Raw genomic sequence first — 14519 nt, 5'->3', positions numbered from 1 at the left:
AGGAGGGAGCGATGCGGTGATATGCGACTATTTTCACGGATTTTGTCATTTTCGGTCATAACTTTGCATGATAACTCGTATGACGACTCGGCTTCGCGGCGCACAAAAAATCCCGGCCGCCGGAACATGTCCGGCAGTCGGGATTTTGGGATCGGCCGAATAACGATGTGCGGCATCGTTATCCGCACACAAATGCGGCGTACCCGCCAAATAACGATGTGCGACATCGTTATCCGCGCGAAAATGCGGCACACCCGCCAAATAACGATGTGCGGCATCGTTATCCGCGCGAAAATGCGCCGCACCGGCCAGATAACGATGTGCGACATCGTTATCCGCTCGCAAATGCGGCGCACCCGCCGAATAACGATGTGCGGCATCGTTATCCGCTCGCAAATGCGACGCACCGGCCCAATAACGATGTGCGACATCGTTATCCGCACGAAAATGCGCCGCACCCGCCCAATAACGATGTGCGACATCGTTATCCGCACGAAAATGCGCCGCACCCGCCAAATAACGATGTGCGACATCGTTATCCGCGCGAAAATGCGGCGCACCCGCCAAATAACGATGTGCGGCATCGTTATCCGCGCGAAAATGCGGCGCACCCGCCAAATAACGATGTGCGACATCGTTATCCGCACGAAAATGCGGCGCACCCGCCAAATAACGATGTGCGACATCGTTATCCGCTCGCAAATGCGGCGCACCCGCCAAATAACGATGTGCGGCATCGTTATCCGCACGCAAATGCGCCGCACCCGCCAAATAACGATGTGCGACATCGTTATCCGCTCGCAAATGCGACGCACCGGCCAAATAACGATGTGCGGCATCGTTATCCGCACGCAAATGCGCCGCACCCGCCAAATAACGATGTGCGACATCGTTATCCGCTCGCAAATTCGGCGCACCCGCCAAATAACGATGTGCGACATCGTTATCCGCTCGCAAATGCGGCGCACCGGCCAAATAACGATACGCGGCATCGTTATCCGCACACAAGTGCGGCATACCGGCCGAGATACGGCTCGAATGCTATATGCTTAAGCCTTGACCTTGGTCGGCACGTTGATGCCGGCGGTCGCGCTCAGCATCCAGGTGTGCTTCTGCAGCGCTTCGATCTGCTTGGTCAGCAGATCGGCCGTCGCCGCGTCGCCCGCTTCATCGGCCAGCTCCATCGTCTCGTTCAGACCGTTGGTGAGCAGGATGAAGTCGTCGATGACGGCCTTGACCATGTCGACGTCCTTCGTCTCGTCGCCGCCTTCCTTCACCTTCGTCAGCGACAAATATTCCTTCATCGTGGAGGCAGGCTTGCCGCCGATCGAGAGGATTCGCTCCGCCACCTCGTCGAGCGACAGCCCTGCGAAGTTGTACAGCTCCTCGAACTTCACGTGCAGCGTCTGGAAGTGCGGCCCCTTCACGTACCAGTGGAAGTGGTGCAGCTTGAAGTATATGACGCTCCAGTCGGCCAGGTTTTGGTTGAGACTGTTCTGAATCTTAGGCATGTGAATCCCTCCCGATTGAATAAGCTTGCCCTTCTAACTTACCCGGGAGAGGCCGTATTCAAGCAGGGAGCCGGATACGATCGACGATCAGGTCGCCTCGGCGGTCCGCTTGTCGGCAGCAGCGTCGGATTCGCCCGTGTCGCGGGCTGCGGTGAACGTTTTTTTGCGCGACAGCAGCAGGTACAGCACAATATAATAGCCGCAATACGCCACGACCTCCTCGACCGAAGGATTGTGGCTGTAGCCCAGGAACGCGTGGAAAAAAACACCCGTCTGTCCGCCGATCAGCGGACGATGGCCCGTATCCCGAATGTAATGCGCTTCGTCGTTGGGGTGCTCGGGCATGAGCCAGGCAATGTTGTACACCGCTCCCGGCCGGCCGCCGGCCGTCTCGTATACGGAGCCGATGAGGCCCATATCCTGTGCGATTCCGATCGCCTGCACGAGCAGACCGCCTGCGATCAGCATGAGGAACAGGCTCGTCGCGCGGAAAAACTTGCGCAGCGGAATCCGCTTGGCGCTCTTGAACATAAGCAGCCCGAGGGCACCCGCGAGCACCACGCCCAGCACCGCACCCCAGCTTGTCAGCGCCGCCTGGATGTCGCCGCCCCCGATCGCCGCAAAGAAAAACACCGTCTCCACGCCTTCGCGTACCGTCACCAGGAAGGCATGCACGATCATATTCGCGGCGCCGCCCGCCGTGAGGATCGTCGCGACCTTGGTCTGCACGCTGAGCTGGTATTCCCTGCTCTGCTTGCCCATGAACAGCACCATATGCGTCAGCAAACCTGTCGAGACGAGCATGATGCCGATCCGCATATAATTCTGGTTCGACATCGCCGCGAAGCCCGTGAAGGCGACCTGGAACAGCAGCGCGACGCCGTAGCTAGCCGCGAGGGCCAGCACGACGCCGGTCCATACCCACTTGGTCCAGCGTGTCTCGCCGATCTTGCGAATATACGTCAGGATAACGCCCACAATCAGGATGGCCTCCATCGCCTCGCGGAACGTGATCAGAAATGCTTGCAGGTTCATCGTATGCCTCCGTTCGCGGCGCGCGGCCGCCGCTTACCTGGATCTCCGGCGCCTGGTCGCCCAGACAGCCAGCCCCGCGACGACGGCTACGCCGCCCAACACGGCAATCGTGACGACCGGGTTGGTCTTGTCCTGCCCGCCCTGCGAGGAAGGCGAGCCCCCGGCCGTTCCTGCCGGAGACGACGCAGCCGGCGTTGCCTCCGCAGCTCCCTCGTCCTCCGGCACGGAGCCGATCATCGCACCCTGCGGCGGGAACAGCGGGCTGAGCGCCCCGTCGATTTCCGCCAGCGTCCGCTCGAACAGAGCTTGGTCCGGCTCCTTCTTGCCGGCGCCGAACAGCCCCGGGTTGCCGAGCGCGCCCAGCGCCTTCTCGTAGTCCGCGTCCAGCTCCCCGATCTGCGTCTCGGCCAGCTTGCCCGTCAGATAGGGCTTCAGCGTCTCGTATGTCGCCCGCGACTTGGCCAGCAGCAGCTTCGCCTGATTGTAGTCCGCGAAGCTGTCCTGCGCGTACTTGAACCTGCGCTCGATATTGAGCACGAGCGTGGCCAGCATATCGGCGATGACCCGGTCCCGGTCCTGCGCCTCGAATGCGGACGTCAGCTCGGTGACGACGCCTGCGCCGAAGTGCAGCTTGATCTCCGCCCGCCGCTCCTCGTACGCAGCCTGCGCGCTCTTCCAGTCCGGCGGCTCGGCCGCCAGCTTCGCCGCGACGACCTTGAACGACTCGGCCAGTGCTTCCGTATTGGCGTTTCCATAAGAATAAGCCCCCGCAGTTCCGGGCAGAAGCCCGAGCAGCGAGAGCGAGATGAGCAGCAGCCATATTGCTTTTGGTTTCATTGTTGCCACCTGCCGGTCGTTTTTGAATGGCATAGCCGACACGAATCATTGCATCGATCGAGGTAAATGATAATCATTTTCAAATGGCGTGTCAATAAATTATTCTACCTCACCCACTCGTAGAGCGAGATCGTGCCGTACACCGGGTCCAGCCTGGCGTCGGAGCGGAACTGCGCCAGCAGCCTGGCATGCTCTACTGGCGCTCCTTGACGGCGGAAGCCTTCGAGCACCGCACCCGTCAGCCATATGCGCGCATCCGGCGCCGCTCGAAGGTCGGCCAGAAAATAAGCGTAAGTATAGATCGGCCGCGCCTGGATGTCCGGGTGCAGGTAGTTCAGCACCCGTTCCTCCTCCCAAGTGTACAGCACGGCTGGCGCTTGCATGTGCGCGGCGGCGTAATCGGCCAGCCGGTAGACGGCCGGGCGCTGCGATGCCTGCAGCGACACCAGGCGCGCGGCCTCCGCCGACTGGGCGGCGAGCAGCAGCAGCGCGCCGGCCAGTGCCGCCCGCGAAGCGAGCGGCAGCCGCGGCTGCCCGCGGCGGCGCAGCGCCGTCACCGCGAGGCCGAGCAGCAGCAGCGCCGCGAGCGGCGCGGCGTGGCGGGGCCTCGCGATGTTCTGGCCGAGCAGCGCCCAGAGCGCGTAGGCGGCCCCGCTCGCGACGAGCAGCGCCGCCGGCCGGGGCCGCCGGCAGAATCCGGCCAGCGCGCGCATGCGTGCCGGCCAGCCGCGAACCGCCGGGCGGACCGCGGCCGGCGCGCCTATCTGACCCGGCGTGCGATTCGCAGCCCGCTCGTCCGGCGCCACCCGGCGCATAGGCTCGGTCCCGGCCGAGCCGGCGGCCACAATCGCGCAGCCCAGCAGCCATGCTGCCGCGCCCAGCAGTATGTAGCGCTGCGCGAAGCTGCCCGTCCACAGCATATTGTCGCCTGCGAACAGCAGCAGCCGCTGCGACAGCGGCATCGGATCGGCGATCGCGCCGCCGCCCCACCGATCGAAGTGACCCTGCGCGAACGAGCGCAGCAGCGCGACCATGCTGCCCACCCCGCCCTCGGCCGCCGCCATGCCGCCGAGCCACAGCAGCTGGCACGAGGCTGCGCCAGCCAGCCACAGCAGACCCCGCGCAGCCCGCGCACCGAAGCCGGGCGCCCGGCGGCCCTCCGCCTCCACGCCCGGACCTGCCGCCAGCGCGGCGAGCCACACCCATCCGAGCGCCAGGCCGAACGGCGCATAGGACAGCCGGGTTCCCATCAGCAGGCCGAACAGCCATGCCGCGCCGAGAAACCTCCCCGTCGTCGGCCGCTCGGCCGCGCATACGGCCGCCCACAAATACCACCACAGCAGCGCGAGCGCCGCGCCTTCGGACATCGCCCGCACCGCCAGCGCTGCGTTCATCGGCAGCGTGAGCACGAGCGCCGCCGCCAGCGCCGCAGACCAAGAACCCAGCCAGCGCCTGGCCAGTCTGTACAGCGGGTAGGCCGAAGATGCCGTGAGCAGCAGGTTCCAGAGCGCCAGCGCCCTCGGCCCGTCGATGCCCGGCCACAGCGCCATCAGCCGGCCGCCCAGGATGAAGTAAGGATAGCCCGGCGCATGCGGCTGCATCGCGAGCAGGTCATAGCGGTCCAGCGCCAGGACGAAGTCGACCTCGTCCCAGCCGGCCGCCCAAGGCGACAGATGCAGCAGCGCGAAGACGAAGGCGCAGACTCCCGACATCGAGACCGCCAGCCAGGCCCACAGCCGGCCGTTCGCCCCCGTCCGCTCGTATGGCGCATCCTCTCTCCATCCACCGTGACGCCGCCCCATTGCCGCCCCTCCGCTCCCTGCACGGCGCCTCCATCCATCAGGACCCCGCCGTCATCCTTTTCGACCATTCAAGCCGTCCCGTTCCCGCCTGTCCCCCGCTTGTCCACGGGCGAGCGCAGCTCGCGCCAGATCGCGGGCAGCACCTTGCGCACATACGTGCCGAAGCGGATGAACGACTCGCCCTGCGTCCGCACGCGGTACCGGATCGGCACCTCCTTGACCCGGAAGCCCTGACGCAGCAAGTTCAGTGTAATAACCTGCGCATAATTGTAATCGTGCACGATCCGCGCCCGCGCCATCGCCTCCCGGCTGAAGCCGCGCATCCCGGATTGCCCGTCGCGAATCCAGCACCGCAGCAGCAGGCATTGCAGCAGTGTGAAGCCGTAGTTGCCGATACGTCTGGTCAGCGTCATGTCGTGGGACGTGCCCATGAAGCGTGAGCCCATCGTATAGTCGGCTTCACCGTTGATGATGGGACCCAGCACCTCCGGCAGCTGCTCGGCCGGGTACTCGTCGTCCGCATCGATCATCAGTCCGATGTCCGCGTCCAGCAGGCAGCACTGCCGGAGTCCCTCGCGCACGGCCGCGCCCAGCCCCCGGTTCGACGGCCACGACAGAATATGATCGGCCCCGGCGGCGCGCGCAGCCCGGACCGTACCGTCGTGGGACCCGTCGTCGATGACGACGACCTCCACCTTGCAGCCGGGCAGGAACTCGCGCGGAACGGCGCGGATGACACGGCCGATGCTCGGCTCCTCATTGTAAGCCGGTATGAATACGACGATCTTGCCGACCTGCCTCAACGTCCCGCACCCTCCGGCTGCCGTCCGAACCGCTTCAATGCTTGCGTGAGCACGGGGCCGCGGCTGCTGCCCGGATACGGCGCGCCCAGCAGATACGCCAGCGTCGGCGCCAGCGAGACGAGCGATTGCGCATCATCGACCCGCACGCCCTCGCGCACGCCCTGCCCCCACATGAAGAACGGCACCCACCGTTCCCCCTCGTCGAGATGACCGTGGCTGCCGATGCCGATCGCCTGGCCATGGTCCGCACACACGATGATCGTCGCGCCTTCCATGTTGCCCCGCTGCTCAAGCCAGCCGACGAAGTCCGCGAGCAGGCGGTCCGCTTCCTCGATCTTGATCCTGTATTCGTCATAAAGAGAGCCTCGTGCGTGCCCGATCTGATCCGTACCGATGAGCTGCACTACGAGCAGGTCGGGGTCGCGTTCTTCTACAATCGCCTTCGCCATCTTCACGGTCTCGCTGTCGGCCTTGTCGTAATGCATGACCGCCGAGATCGCGTCGACATCGTCGCCCATCGCATCGATCAGATGCGCGATCCCGAGCAGCCGCCCTGTCTTGCCCGCGCGCCGCAGGCTGTCGAAGATCGTCTCCACCCGCACGCCCAGCCGGTGCACGAAGTTGGAGACGATCCCGTGCTCGCGCGGATAAGCCCCCGTGAACATCGACGAGAAGCAGACGACCGTACGCGCCGGATAAACCGTCTCCATGCTCGTGTACTCCGTTCCCTGTGCGCGCAGGCGCTTCAGAAACGGGGCGTCCGCTTCCTCGAACCGGTCCTTGCGCATGCCGTCGATGACGAGCACGTACACGCGCAGGCTCACCGGCTCGCCGACCGGCGGGAGCGTGGCCGGCGATTCGCGCCGTTCGACCGGCTTCCAGTCGAACAGGTAGCGGTGCAGAATCCATCCGAAGACGAACACGCCGGCCTCGAACAGCAGCAGACGCGTCCAATCCGCAGCGGAGCCGCCGGTGCCGCCGTTCATTTGCCAGCCCGTGAGCGTATGCAGCACACCGAGCAGCAGCATGACCTTGGGCAGCTGCTCCTGCGCATTGCCGCTTGTAGAGTCGCTGTGCTGAAGCACCAGCTTCCAGAAGCGGGTGAAGTTCAGCCATGAGGTGCCGATCCGCAGATGATAATAGAAGGTGCCCCAGAAAAAGATCGTAAAAAAGAAATATAAGGCTGCGCCGAACAGCCATAGATTAAGCAGTCCGTTGCCGACGCCGCCCCACAGCACGACGCCGCCCATCAGCGGAATCCACAAATAGTTGCGCAGGTAGAGCGGGTAGTCATGCATGTAAAAAATAACGAACAAGGGCAGTGCGCTCAATAGGGACAGGCCCAAGGCCTGCCAGAAGGCGGGTGCGCCCAGATCACCGATATGATACAGCAGAAAAGCACCGATCACGAAAACCGGCGTAAACGGCCGGCCCTCGTTCAGCACGTTCCATGCCCGGGCGGCGATAATTTCGAATTTTGAAGCGCGTTTCATCGGACGAACTCCTCGACGGGTAGTATGGGATCGTTTAGCGGGACTGTCTCTCTTGTACGGCCGATAGCCGGATAGGGCGTTGCTAAGCCCGAATTCCTGCAAATATACAGGTTTTTCCGGGTTAAGGAAGCGGCGAGCGGAAAAGGATGCGAGGATGCAGGTTTTCCGGCGCTTTAGCTCGCTGATCGCCGCAATCGGCGGCAAAAGGATGTATATGTGCAGGTTTTATTCGTTTTTCCCCGTGCGGCCGGGGGAAAGGCTGCATGAATGCAGGCTTTGAGATTTGCCCGCGTGGGCATCTCCCCTCTCAGGGGGCGAACCGCGCTGCAGGCGGGCATTCTGCTCAGGCTGTCTGCCCAGGCAATCTGCTCAGGCTGTCTGCTCAGGCAATCTGCTCAGGCTGTCTGCTCAGGCTGTCTGCTCAGGCTGTCTGCTCAGGCAATCTGCTCAGGCTGTCTGCCCAGGCAGTCTGCCCAGGCGATCTGCTCAGGCAGTCTGCCCAGGCAATCTGCTCAGGCTGTCTGCTCAGGCAGTCTGCTCAGGCAATCTGCCCAGGCTGTCTGCTCAGGCTGTCTGCTCAGGCAATCTGCCCAGGCAATCTGCTCAGGCAATCTGCTCAGGCAATCTGCTCAGGCAGCCCGTTAAGCCTGCCCGCGCAGCGCCGCCAGATGCTCGGCGATCTTGCGGCCATGGTACCGGCCGCTCTCGATGAAGATCTCATTGGCATCGCGTCCCGTCGAGACGACGCCCGCCAGATACAGGCCCGGCACGTTCGTCTCCATCGTGTCGGGATTGTGCGCCGGCGGGATGATGCCGTCCGGCGCGTCGATGCCCATCGACCGCAGGAAGCCGCGATCCGGCCGGAAGCCCGTCAGCGCCAGCACGAAGTCGGTGGGCAGCGTCTCGCGCGCGATCCGCGGCAGCGCGCCGCGATCTTCGCCGCCCGTCGGCATCGGCTCATCGGACGGCGCCGTCTCTGCTCCCGTCTGCCACCCGCCCCCGACGGCCGCGCTCTCGTCTGCACTGACCGTTTCCACCGTCACCTGGTCATATCCGATCTCGACGACCCGGCTATTCAGCCGCAGATCGATCCGTCCCTTCGCCGTATAGCTGTCGAAGATCGGCCGCACCCACGGCTTGATGTTCGCGGACACCGACTCCCCGCGATATACCACCGTCACCTTCGCGCCTACGCGCTCCATCTCCAGCGCCGCGTCGACTGCGGAGTTGCTGCCGCCGATGACAACGACACGCGTGCCCGCATACGGATGCGCCTCCGTGAAGAAGTGACTCACATGCGCATGGTCCTCTCCCGGGATGCCGATCCGGTTCGGATGATCGAAGTACCCGGTCGCGATGACGACCGTGCGGCTCATCGTGACGATAGGCTGGCCGGATCTGCCGACCGATGTCACGCGGAACGCGTCTCCTACACGCTCCACGGACGTGACCGCCTCGTATCTGCGAATCCGCAGCTTGCGGCGTTCGGAGACGATGCGATAATAATTCAACGCTTCCAGCCGCGACGGCTTGTCGTTCGGCGTGATGAACGGCACGCCTGCAATCTCAAGCATCGGCGCCGTGCTAAAAAACTGCATGTTGACCGGATAGCGCGAGATCGAGTAGCCTACGTTTTCTTTTTCGATGATTAAAGGATCGAAGCCCTTGTCCTGCAGCTCTGCCGCAGCCGACAGCCCGCAAGGCCCCGCGCCTACGATAACGATATCTTCCATTCGTCCAATGCCTGCCTTTCCGACTCTTTTGAAGCGCTACGTTTTAGTATACGCCCATCGGCGCACAGTGTAAAAACGTCTGACCGTTCCCCATGCGGCGCTCTTGCGGGCAATAGCAGTGATCGACCGTTTGTAACCGCGCTTCCTTCCCGCTCGTCTCTATATGGAAGCGGCAATATATTCGATCGCTTGGAGGTACATACATGGACGCCTATTGGAATCACAATACGGCCTATCACCCGCTGCTCGTCGCTGACGCGCGCAGGCGCGGCGGGCGTGTGTTGGATATCGGCTGTGGTGAAGGACTGCTGCTCGAACGCCTGGCGCCCTATGCGGGCGAAGTCGTCGGCATCGATCCCGACGGCCGGGTTATCGGGCGCGCCCGGCAGCGGCTGGCGGCAGTCACCAACCATAGCCTGATGGAAGGGGATTTCGTCGCCACATCCTTAACCGCCTTCGGCGGGCGCTTCGAGACGATTACCTGTGTGGCCGCACTGCACCATATGGACTTGAGGCTAGCATTGCTGCGGATGCGGGAGCTGCTCAGTCCCGGAGGCAAATTGCTCGTAATCGGTCTGGCGGCGAACAAGACATTGACCGATATGGTGTTGTCCGGCCTGGCCGTGCTGCCGATTCGCGTGATGGATCGCTTCCATGGCGCCGCGCACGATATCGGCGTCCGGATCGCGGAGCCCAAGGAAGCGTTGCACGAGATTCGTCGGACCGCCCGCGAGGTACTGCCTGGCGTGGTCGTGCGGCGCCGCTTCTACTACCGCTACTTGCTCTCGTGGACCAAGCCGCAAGCGGACGAACGCGAAGCATAAAAAAAATCGCCGGGAGGCGGCTACCTGCGAGCAGGTGCCGCCTCCCGGCGATTGTTAATAAGCTTAATCTCCGCCGCCGACCCGAATCCGAGTGATCGCGCGCTGCAGTGCAAGCTCCGCACGCGCGTGGTCGATCTCGGTTTGCTTGTGGTTCAGACGGTCCTGCGCACGATTTTTGGCTTCCTGAGCGCGGTGGACGTCGATGTCCTTGCCGAGCTCGGCAGATTCTGCCAGGATGACGACTTTGTCCTTGCGAACCTCCATGAAGCCGCCGTGAACAGCGATGTATTCATCGTTGTTCCCGATCTTCGCCTTGACAGGCGCGATCTTGAGCGGCGTCACGAGCGGGATGTGGTGGGGCATGATGCCCAGGTCCCCGTCTACGCCGCGGGCGACAACCATGTTGACGTCCTTCTCGTAGACCGTCCGCTCGGGGGTGACGATCTCCAATCTTAGGGTGCTCATACCGATACCTCCATCAAAAGCGGATTAGAGCCCTTGAGCGAGCTTCTTCGCCTTCTCGACTGCGCCTTCAATCGAGCCGACGTTGTGGAACGCCGGTTCCGGAAGATCGTCATGCTTCCCTTCAAGGATCTCTTTGAAGCTGCGAACAGTATCCTTGACCGGCACGTATACGCCAGGCATGCCGTTGAAGGCTTCGGCGACGTGCAGCGGCTGGGACAGGAACAGTTGGACGCGACGCGCACGCAGAACGACGAGCTTGTCGTCCTCGGACAGTTCGTCCATACCGAGGATGGCGATGATATCGAGCAGTTCTTTGTAGCGCTGGAGCAGCTTCTTGACGCCTTGTGCGACGGCATAGTGCTCTTCGCCGACGACTTCCGGCGCCAGGACGCGGGAGGACGATGCCAGCGGGTCGACGGCCGGGAAGATACCCATTGCCGCGATGTTCCGCTCGAGGTTCGTCGTCGAGTCCAAGTGAGCGAACGCCGTAGCCGGAGCAGGGTCGGTGTAATCGTCCGCCGGTACGTAGATCGCTTGGATCGAGGTGACGGAGCCCTTTTTCGTCGAGGTGATCCGTTCTTGCAGTTGACCCATTTCAGTTGCCAGCGTCGGCTGGTAACCTACTGCGGACGGCATCCGGCCGAGGAGGGCGGATACTTCGGAGCCGGCTTGCGTGAAGCGGAAGATGTTGTCGACGAACAGCAGCACGTCGCGGCCTTCTTCGTCGCGGAAGTACTCGGCCATCGTCAGACCCGTCAGCGCGACGCGCAGACGCGCGCCCGGAGGCTCGTTCATTTGGCCGAACACCATCGCGGTCTTCGCGATAACGCCGGAGTCGCTCATTTCATGGTACAAGTCGTTACCTTCACGCGTACGCTCGCCGACGCCGGCGAATACGGAGATACCGCCGTGCTCCTGCGCGATGTTGTGGATGAGCTCTTGCATCGTAACCGTCTTGCCGACGCCTGCGCCGCCGAAGAGGCCGACCTTACCGCCCTTGGCGTAAGGCGCCATCAGGTCGATGACCTTGATGCCGGTTTCCAGGATCTCTTGCGACGTCGACAGCTCGTCGAACGGAGGCGCCTGGCGGTGAATCGGATTCGCAATCGTGCGGTCGACCGCACCGGCGTTGTCGATCGGGTCGCCCAGCACGTTAAATACGCGGCCGAGCGTCGCCGGTCCGACAGGTACCGTGATCGGCGCGCCGGTATCGACGGCTTCCGTACCGCGGATAAGACCGTCCGTCGAAGACATGGCGACCGTACGGACCATGTTGTCGCCCAGATGCTGCGCGACTTCGACCGTCAGCTTGACTTCGCGTTCGCCGGTCTGATGAATTTGGATTGCGTTGAGGATGTCAGGCAGATGGCCGTTGTCGAACTCGATATCGACGACCGGTCCCGTGACCTGGACAATACGCCCCTTGCTCATTCGTGTCCCTCCTGTAACTTCAGTCTATATCCGTAGCCTTCGCTTCGCGGGCGGCCAGGCCGCCGCGAGCGAATGTTTAGCTTAATGCGTTTGCGCCGCCGACGATCTCAGCGATTTCCTGCGTGATGGCCGCTTGACGCGCACGGTTGTACGTCAGGGTCAGCTCGTTGATCCGTTTGGTGGCGTTCTTGGTCGCGTTGCTCATCGCAGTCATCCGCGAGCCGAACTCGCTCGCCTTGTTCTCCAGCAGCGCGCTGTATACCAAGGTCTCCGCGTACTTCGGCAGCAGGACGTTAAGCACCGCTTCCGGAGACGGCTCGTATTCGTAGCCTGCGCTCGGGCCCGCTTGATTCGTCGCGCCAAACGCCGAAGCGTCGAGCGGCAGCAATTGCTTGACCGTCGGCATTTGCGTGAGCGCGTTGATGAACCGGTTGTAGACGAGATGGACCTCGTCGTACGTCCCCTGTTCGAACCCGCCTACGGCCGCCGACGCGATTGCCTTTACATCCGCGAACTTCGGAGAGTCGGGCACGCCGATGACGTCCTGGACGATCGCGTAATCGCGTCGTTTCAGGTAGTCGCGGCCTTTGCGTCCGATGACGAACAGATCGTATTCCGCCTTGGACTTGTGCTTGGTCTTCAGCGTGTCCACGAACTTCTTCAGCAGACCGCTGTTGAGACCGCCTGCCAGTCCGCGGTCGGACGTAAAGACGATATACGCCGTCTTTTTCACCTCGCGGGATTGGAGCATCGGGTGCTTGACGCCGCCACCGCCGCCGGCGATACTCGAGACGACTTCCTTGAGCTTGTCGGCATAAGGCCGGCCCGCGAGCGCCGCATTTTGCGCGCGCTTGAGGTTCGCAGCCGCGACGAGCTCCATCGCCTTGGTGATCTGCTTCATGTTCTGCGTGCTCTTGATCTGACGCTTAATCTCGCGCATCCCTTTAGCCATTCATGTCACCACCTTATTGTCCGCGCCGGGCGACCTCGCGGTCGCGCGCCGGTGCGGAAGCTTCTATGGCCGAAGCCTTCGCTAATTAAGCGGTCGTAGCGAAGCTCTTCTTGAAGGCGCCGATCGCTTCGACGAGCGCCTTGTCGTTGTCGGGCAAAATGTCCTTCGAATCGCGGATGGAGCCCAGAATCTCGGGGCGCTGCGCATCCAGGTAGCTCAGGAACTCGGATTCGAAGCGGCGAACGTCTTGTACCGGCACGCTGTCGGCATGGCCTTTGGTGACCAGGTACAGCGAGACGACCTGGCGCTCCAGCGGCATCGGTACATTGATGCCTTGCTTCAGAATCTCGAGGGTACGGATACCGCGGTCGAGACGAGATTGCGTGACCTTGTCGAGGTCGGAGCCGAACGCTGCGAACGCAGCCAGCTCGCGGTATTGGGCGAGGTCGGTCTTGAGCGTGCCCGCGACCTTCTTCATCGCCTTCGTCTGCGCGGACGAACCTACGCGGGATACCGAGTTACCGACGTTGACCGCCGGACGCTGACCGGAGTAGAACAGGTCGGACTCGAGGAAGATCTGACCGTCGGTGATCGAGATGACGTTCGTCGGGATGTAAGCCGAGATGTCGCCGGCTTGGGTCTCGATGAACGGCAGCGCGGTGAGCGAACCGCCGCCGAGCTCGTCGTTCAGCTTGGCTGCGCGCTCCAGCAGACGGGAGTGCAGGTAGAATACGTCGCCCGGATAAGCTTCGCGGCCCGGAGGACGACGGAGCAGCAGGGACAGCTCGCGATATGCTGCGGCTTGCTTGGTCAAGTCATCATAGATGATCAGGACATGCTTGCCGTTGTACATGAATTCTTCGCCCATAGCGCAGCCGGTGTAAGGCGCGATGTAGAGCAGCGGGGACGGCTCGGATGCGCTCGCCGTAACGACGATCGTGTAATCCAGCGCGCCTTGACGGCGGAGGGATTCTACAACCGTACGAACGGTCGATTGCTTCTGGCCGATGGCGACGTAGATACAGATGACGCCGTTGCCCTTTTGGTTGACGATCGTATCGATCGCGATCGTCGTCTTGCCGGTCTGGCGGTCGCCGATGATGAGCTCCCGTTGGCCGCGGCCGATCGGGATCATCGAGTCGATTGCCTTGATGCCGGTTTGCATCGGCTCGAATACGGACTTACGGGCCATGACGCCCGGAGCCGGAGATTCGATCGGACGGAACTTCGTCGTCGCGATCGGACCGTTGCCGTCGACCGGCTGGCCCAGCGCGTTAACTACGCGGCCGAGCATCGCTTCGCCGACCGGCACTTCCATGATGCGGCCCGTGCGCTTGACCTGGTCACCCTCGCGGATGCCGGTGTAAGGCCCGAGAATAACGACGCCCACATTGTCTTCTTCAAGGTTGAGCGCCATGCCTACGACGCCGTTCGAGAACTCCAGCAGCTCGCCGGCCATCGCTTTTTCCAGACCGTGGACGCGAGCGACACCGTCGCCGACCGTGATGACGGTACCGACGTCAACGACTTGGATATCGGATTGATAGTTCTGAATCTGCTGCTTGATCAGCGTGCTGATTTCTTCAGGACGGATACTCAATTCGTTCACCCCTGTCTCCTACTTACGAGATAC

13 protein-coding genes are annotated in these 14519 nt (G+C 62.7%); 1 reads left to right on the top strand and 12 read right to left on the bottom strand.

Annotation, left to right across the window (positions count from 1 at the left end):
* Positions 1-45: 45 nt before the first annotated feature.
* The 8 genes from VQ071_RS07215 to VQ071_RS07180 all read right to left on the bottom strand — a co-directional run bounded on the left by VQ071_RS07215 (position 46) and on the right by VQ071_RS07180 (position 9214).
* Positions 46-957, bottom strand: coding sequence for a hypothetical protein (locus VQ071_RS07215; protein WP_340513225.1), 912 nt, complete (start codon positions 955-957; stop codon positions 46-48).
* 92 nt (positions 958-1049) lie between these two features.
* Positions 1050-1511, bottom strand: a complete 462-nt coding sequence (locus VQ071_RS07210) for a Dps family protein (protein WP_340513224.1) — start codon at positions 1509-1511, stop codon at positions 1050-1052.
* Positions 1512-1598: 87 nt separating this feature from the next.
* Positions 1599-2546, bottom strand: coding sequence for an FTR1 family iron permease (locus tag VQ071_RS07205; protein ID WP_340513223.1), 948 nt, complete (start codon positions 2544-2546; stop codon positions 1599-1601).
* A gap of 33 nt (positions 2547-2579) precedes the next feature.
* On the bottom strand, positions 2580-3383 hold the full coding sequence (locus VQ071_RS07200; RefSeq protein WP_340513222.1) for a hypothetical protein: 804 nt from the start codon (positions 3381-3383) through the stop codon (positions 2580-2582).
* A 104-nt stretch (positions 3384-3487) separates the two neighbouring features.
* Positions 3488-5185 carry a glycosyltransferase family 39 protein gene (locus VQ071_RS07195; RefSeq protein WP_340513221.1) on the bottom strand — a complete coding sequence of 566 codons (1698 nt, stop codon included), beginning with the start codon at positions 5183-5185 and terminating at the stop codon, positions 3488-3490.
* Positions 5186-5253: 68 nt separating this feature from the next.
* Positions 5254-5988 (bottom strand): glycosyltransferase family 2 protein, encoded by a 735-nt coding sequence (locus VQ071_RS07190; protein ID WP_340513220.1) that lies wholly within the window; start codon positions 5986-5988, stop codon positions 5254-5256.
* Positions 5985-7481, bottom strand: coding sequence for an alkaline phosphatase family protein (locus VQ071_RS07185; protein ID WP_340513219.1), 1497 nt, complete (start codon positions 7479-7481; stop codon positions 5985-5987). The genes VQ071_RS07190 and VQ071_RS07185 overlap by 4 nt, the downstream gene beginning before the upstream one ends.
* A 641-nt stretch (positions 7482-8122) precedes the next feature.
* Positions 8123-9214, bottom strand: a complete 1092-nt coding sequence (locus VQ071_RS07180) for an NAD(P)-binding domain-containing protein (protein WP_340513218.1) — start codon at positions 9212-9214, stop codon at positions 8123-8125.
* A gap of 203 nt (positions 9215-9417) precedes the next feature.
* Between VQ071_RS07180 and VQ071_RS07175 the strand changes: the two genes are divergently transcribed.
* Entirely contained in the window at positions 9418-10038 is a 621-nt protein-coding gene (locus tag VQ071_RS07175) for a class I SAM-dependent methyltransferase (RefSeq protein WP_340513217.1), read from the top strand.
* Positions 10039-10101: 63 nt separating this feature from the next.
* Here VQ071_RS07175 and VQ071_RS07170 read toward each other — a convergent pair whose 3' ends face one another.
* The 4 genes from VQ071_RS07170 to atpA form a co-directional block, all read right to left on the bottom strand.
* A complete protein-coding gene (locus VQ071_RS07170; protein WP_340513216.1) occupies positions 10102-10503 on the bottom strand; it encodes a F0F1 ATP synthase subunit epsilon in 402 nt (133 codons plus the stop codon).
* 24 nt (positions 10504-10527) lie between these two features.
* Positions 10528-11934, bottom strand: a complete 1407-nt coding sequence (gene atpD / locus VQ071_RS07165; RefSeq protein ID WP_340513215.1) for a F0F1 ATP synthase subunit beta — start codon at positions 11932-11934, stop codon at positions 10528-10530.
* Positions 11935-12010: 76 nt separating this feature from the next.
* A complete protein-coding gene (gene atpG, locus VQ071_RS07160; protein ID WP_340513214.1) occupies positions 12011-12886 on the bottom strand; it encodes an ATP synthase F1 subunit gamma in 876 nt (291 codons plus the stop codon).
* Positions 12887-12971: 85 nt separating this feature from the next.
* Positions 12972-14486 (bottom strand): F0F1 ATP synthase subunit alpha, encoded by a 1515-nt coding sequence (gene atpA, locus VQ071_RS07155; RefSeq protein WP_340513463.1) that lies wholly within the window; start codon positions 14484-14486, stop codon positions 12972-12974.
* Positions 14487-14519 lie beyond the last annotated feature (33 nt).

This window comes from Cohnella sp. 56 (assembly GCF_037963805.1).
In the GTDB taxonomy this organism is placed as follows: Bacteria; Bacillota; Bacilli; order Paenibacillales; family Paenibacillaceae; genus Cohnella.
Note: the sequence above shows the minus strand (reverse complement) of the source record. Positions and strands in the feature narration are given on the sequence as shown.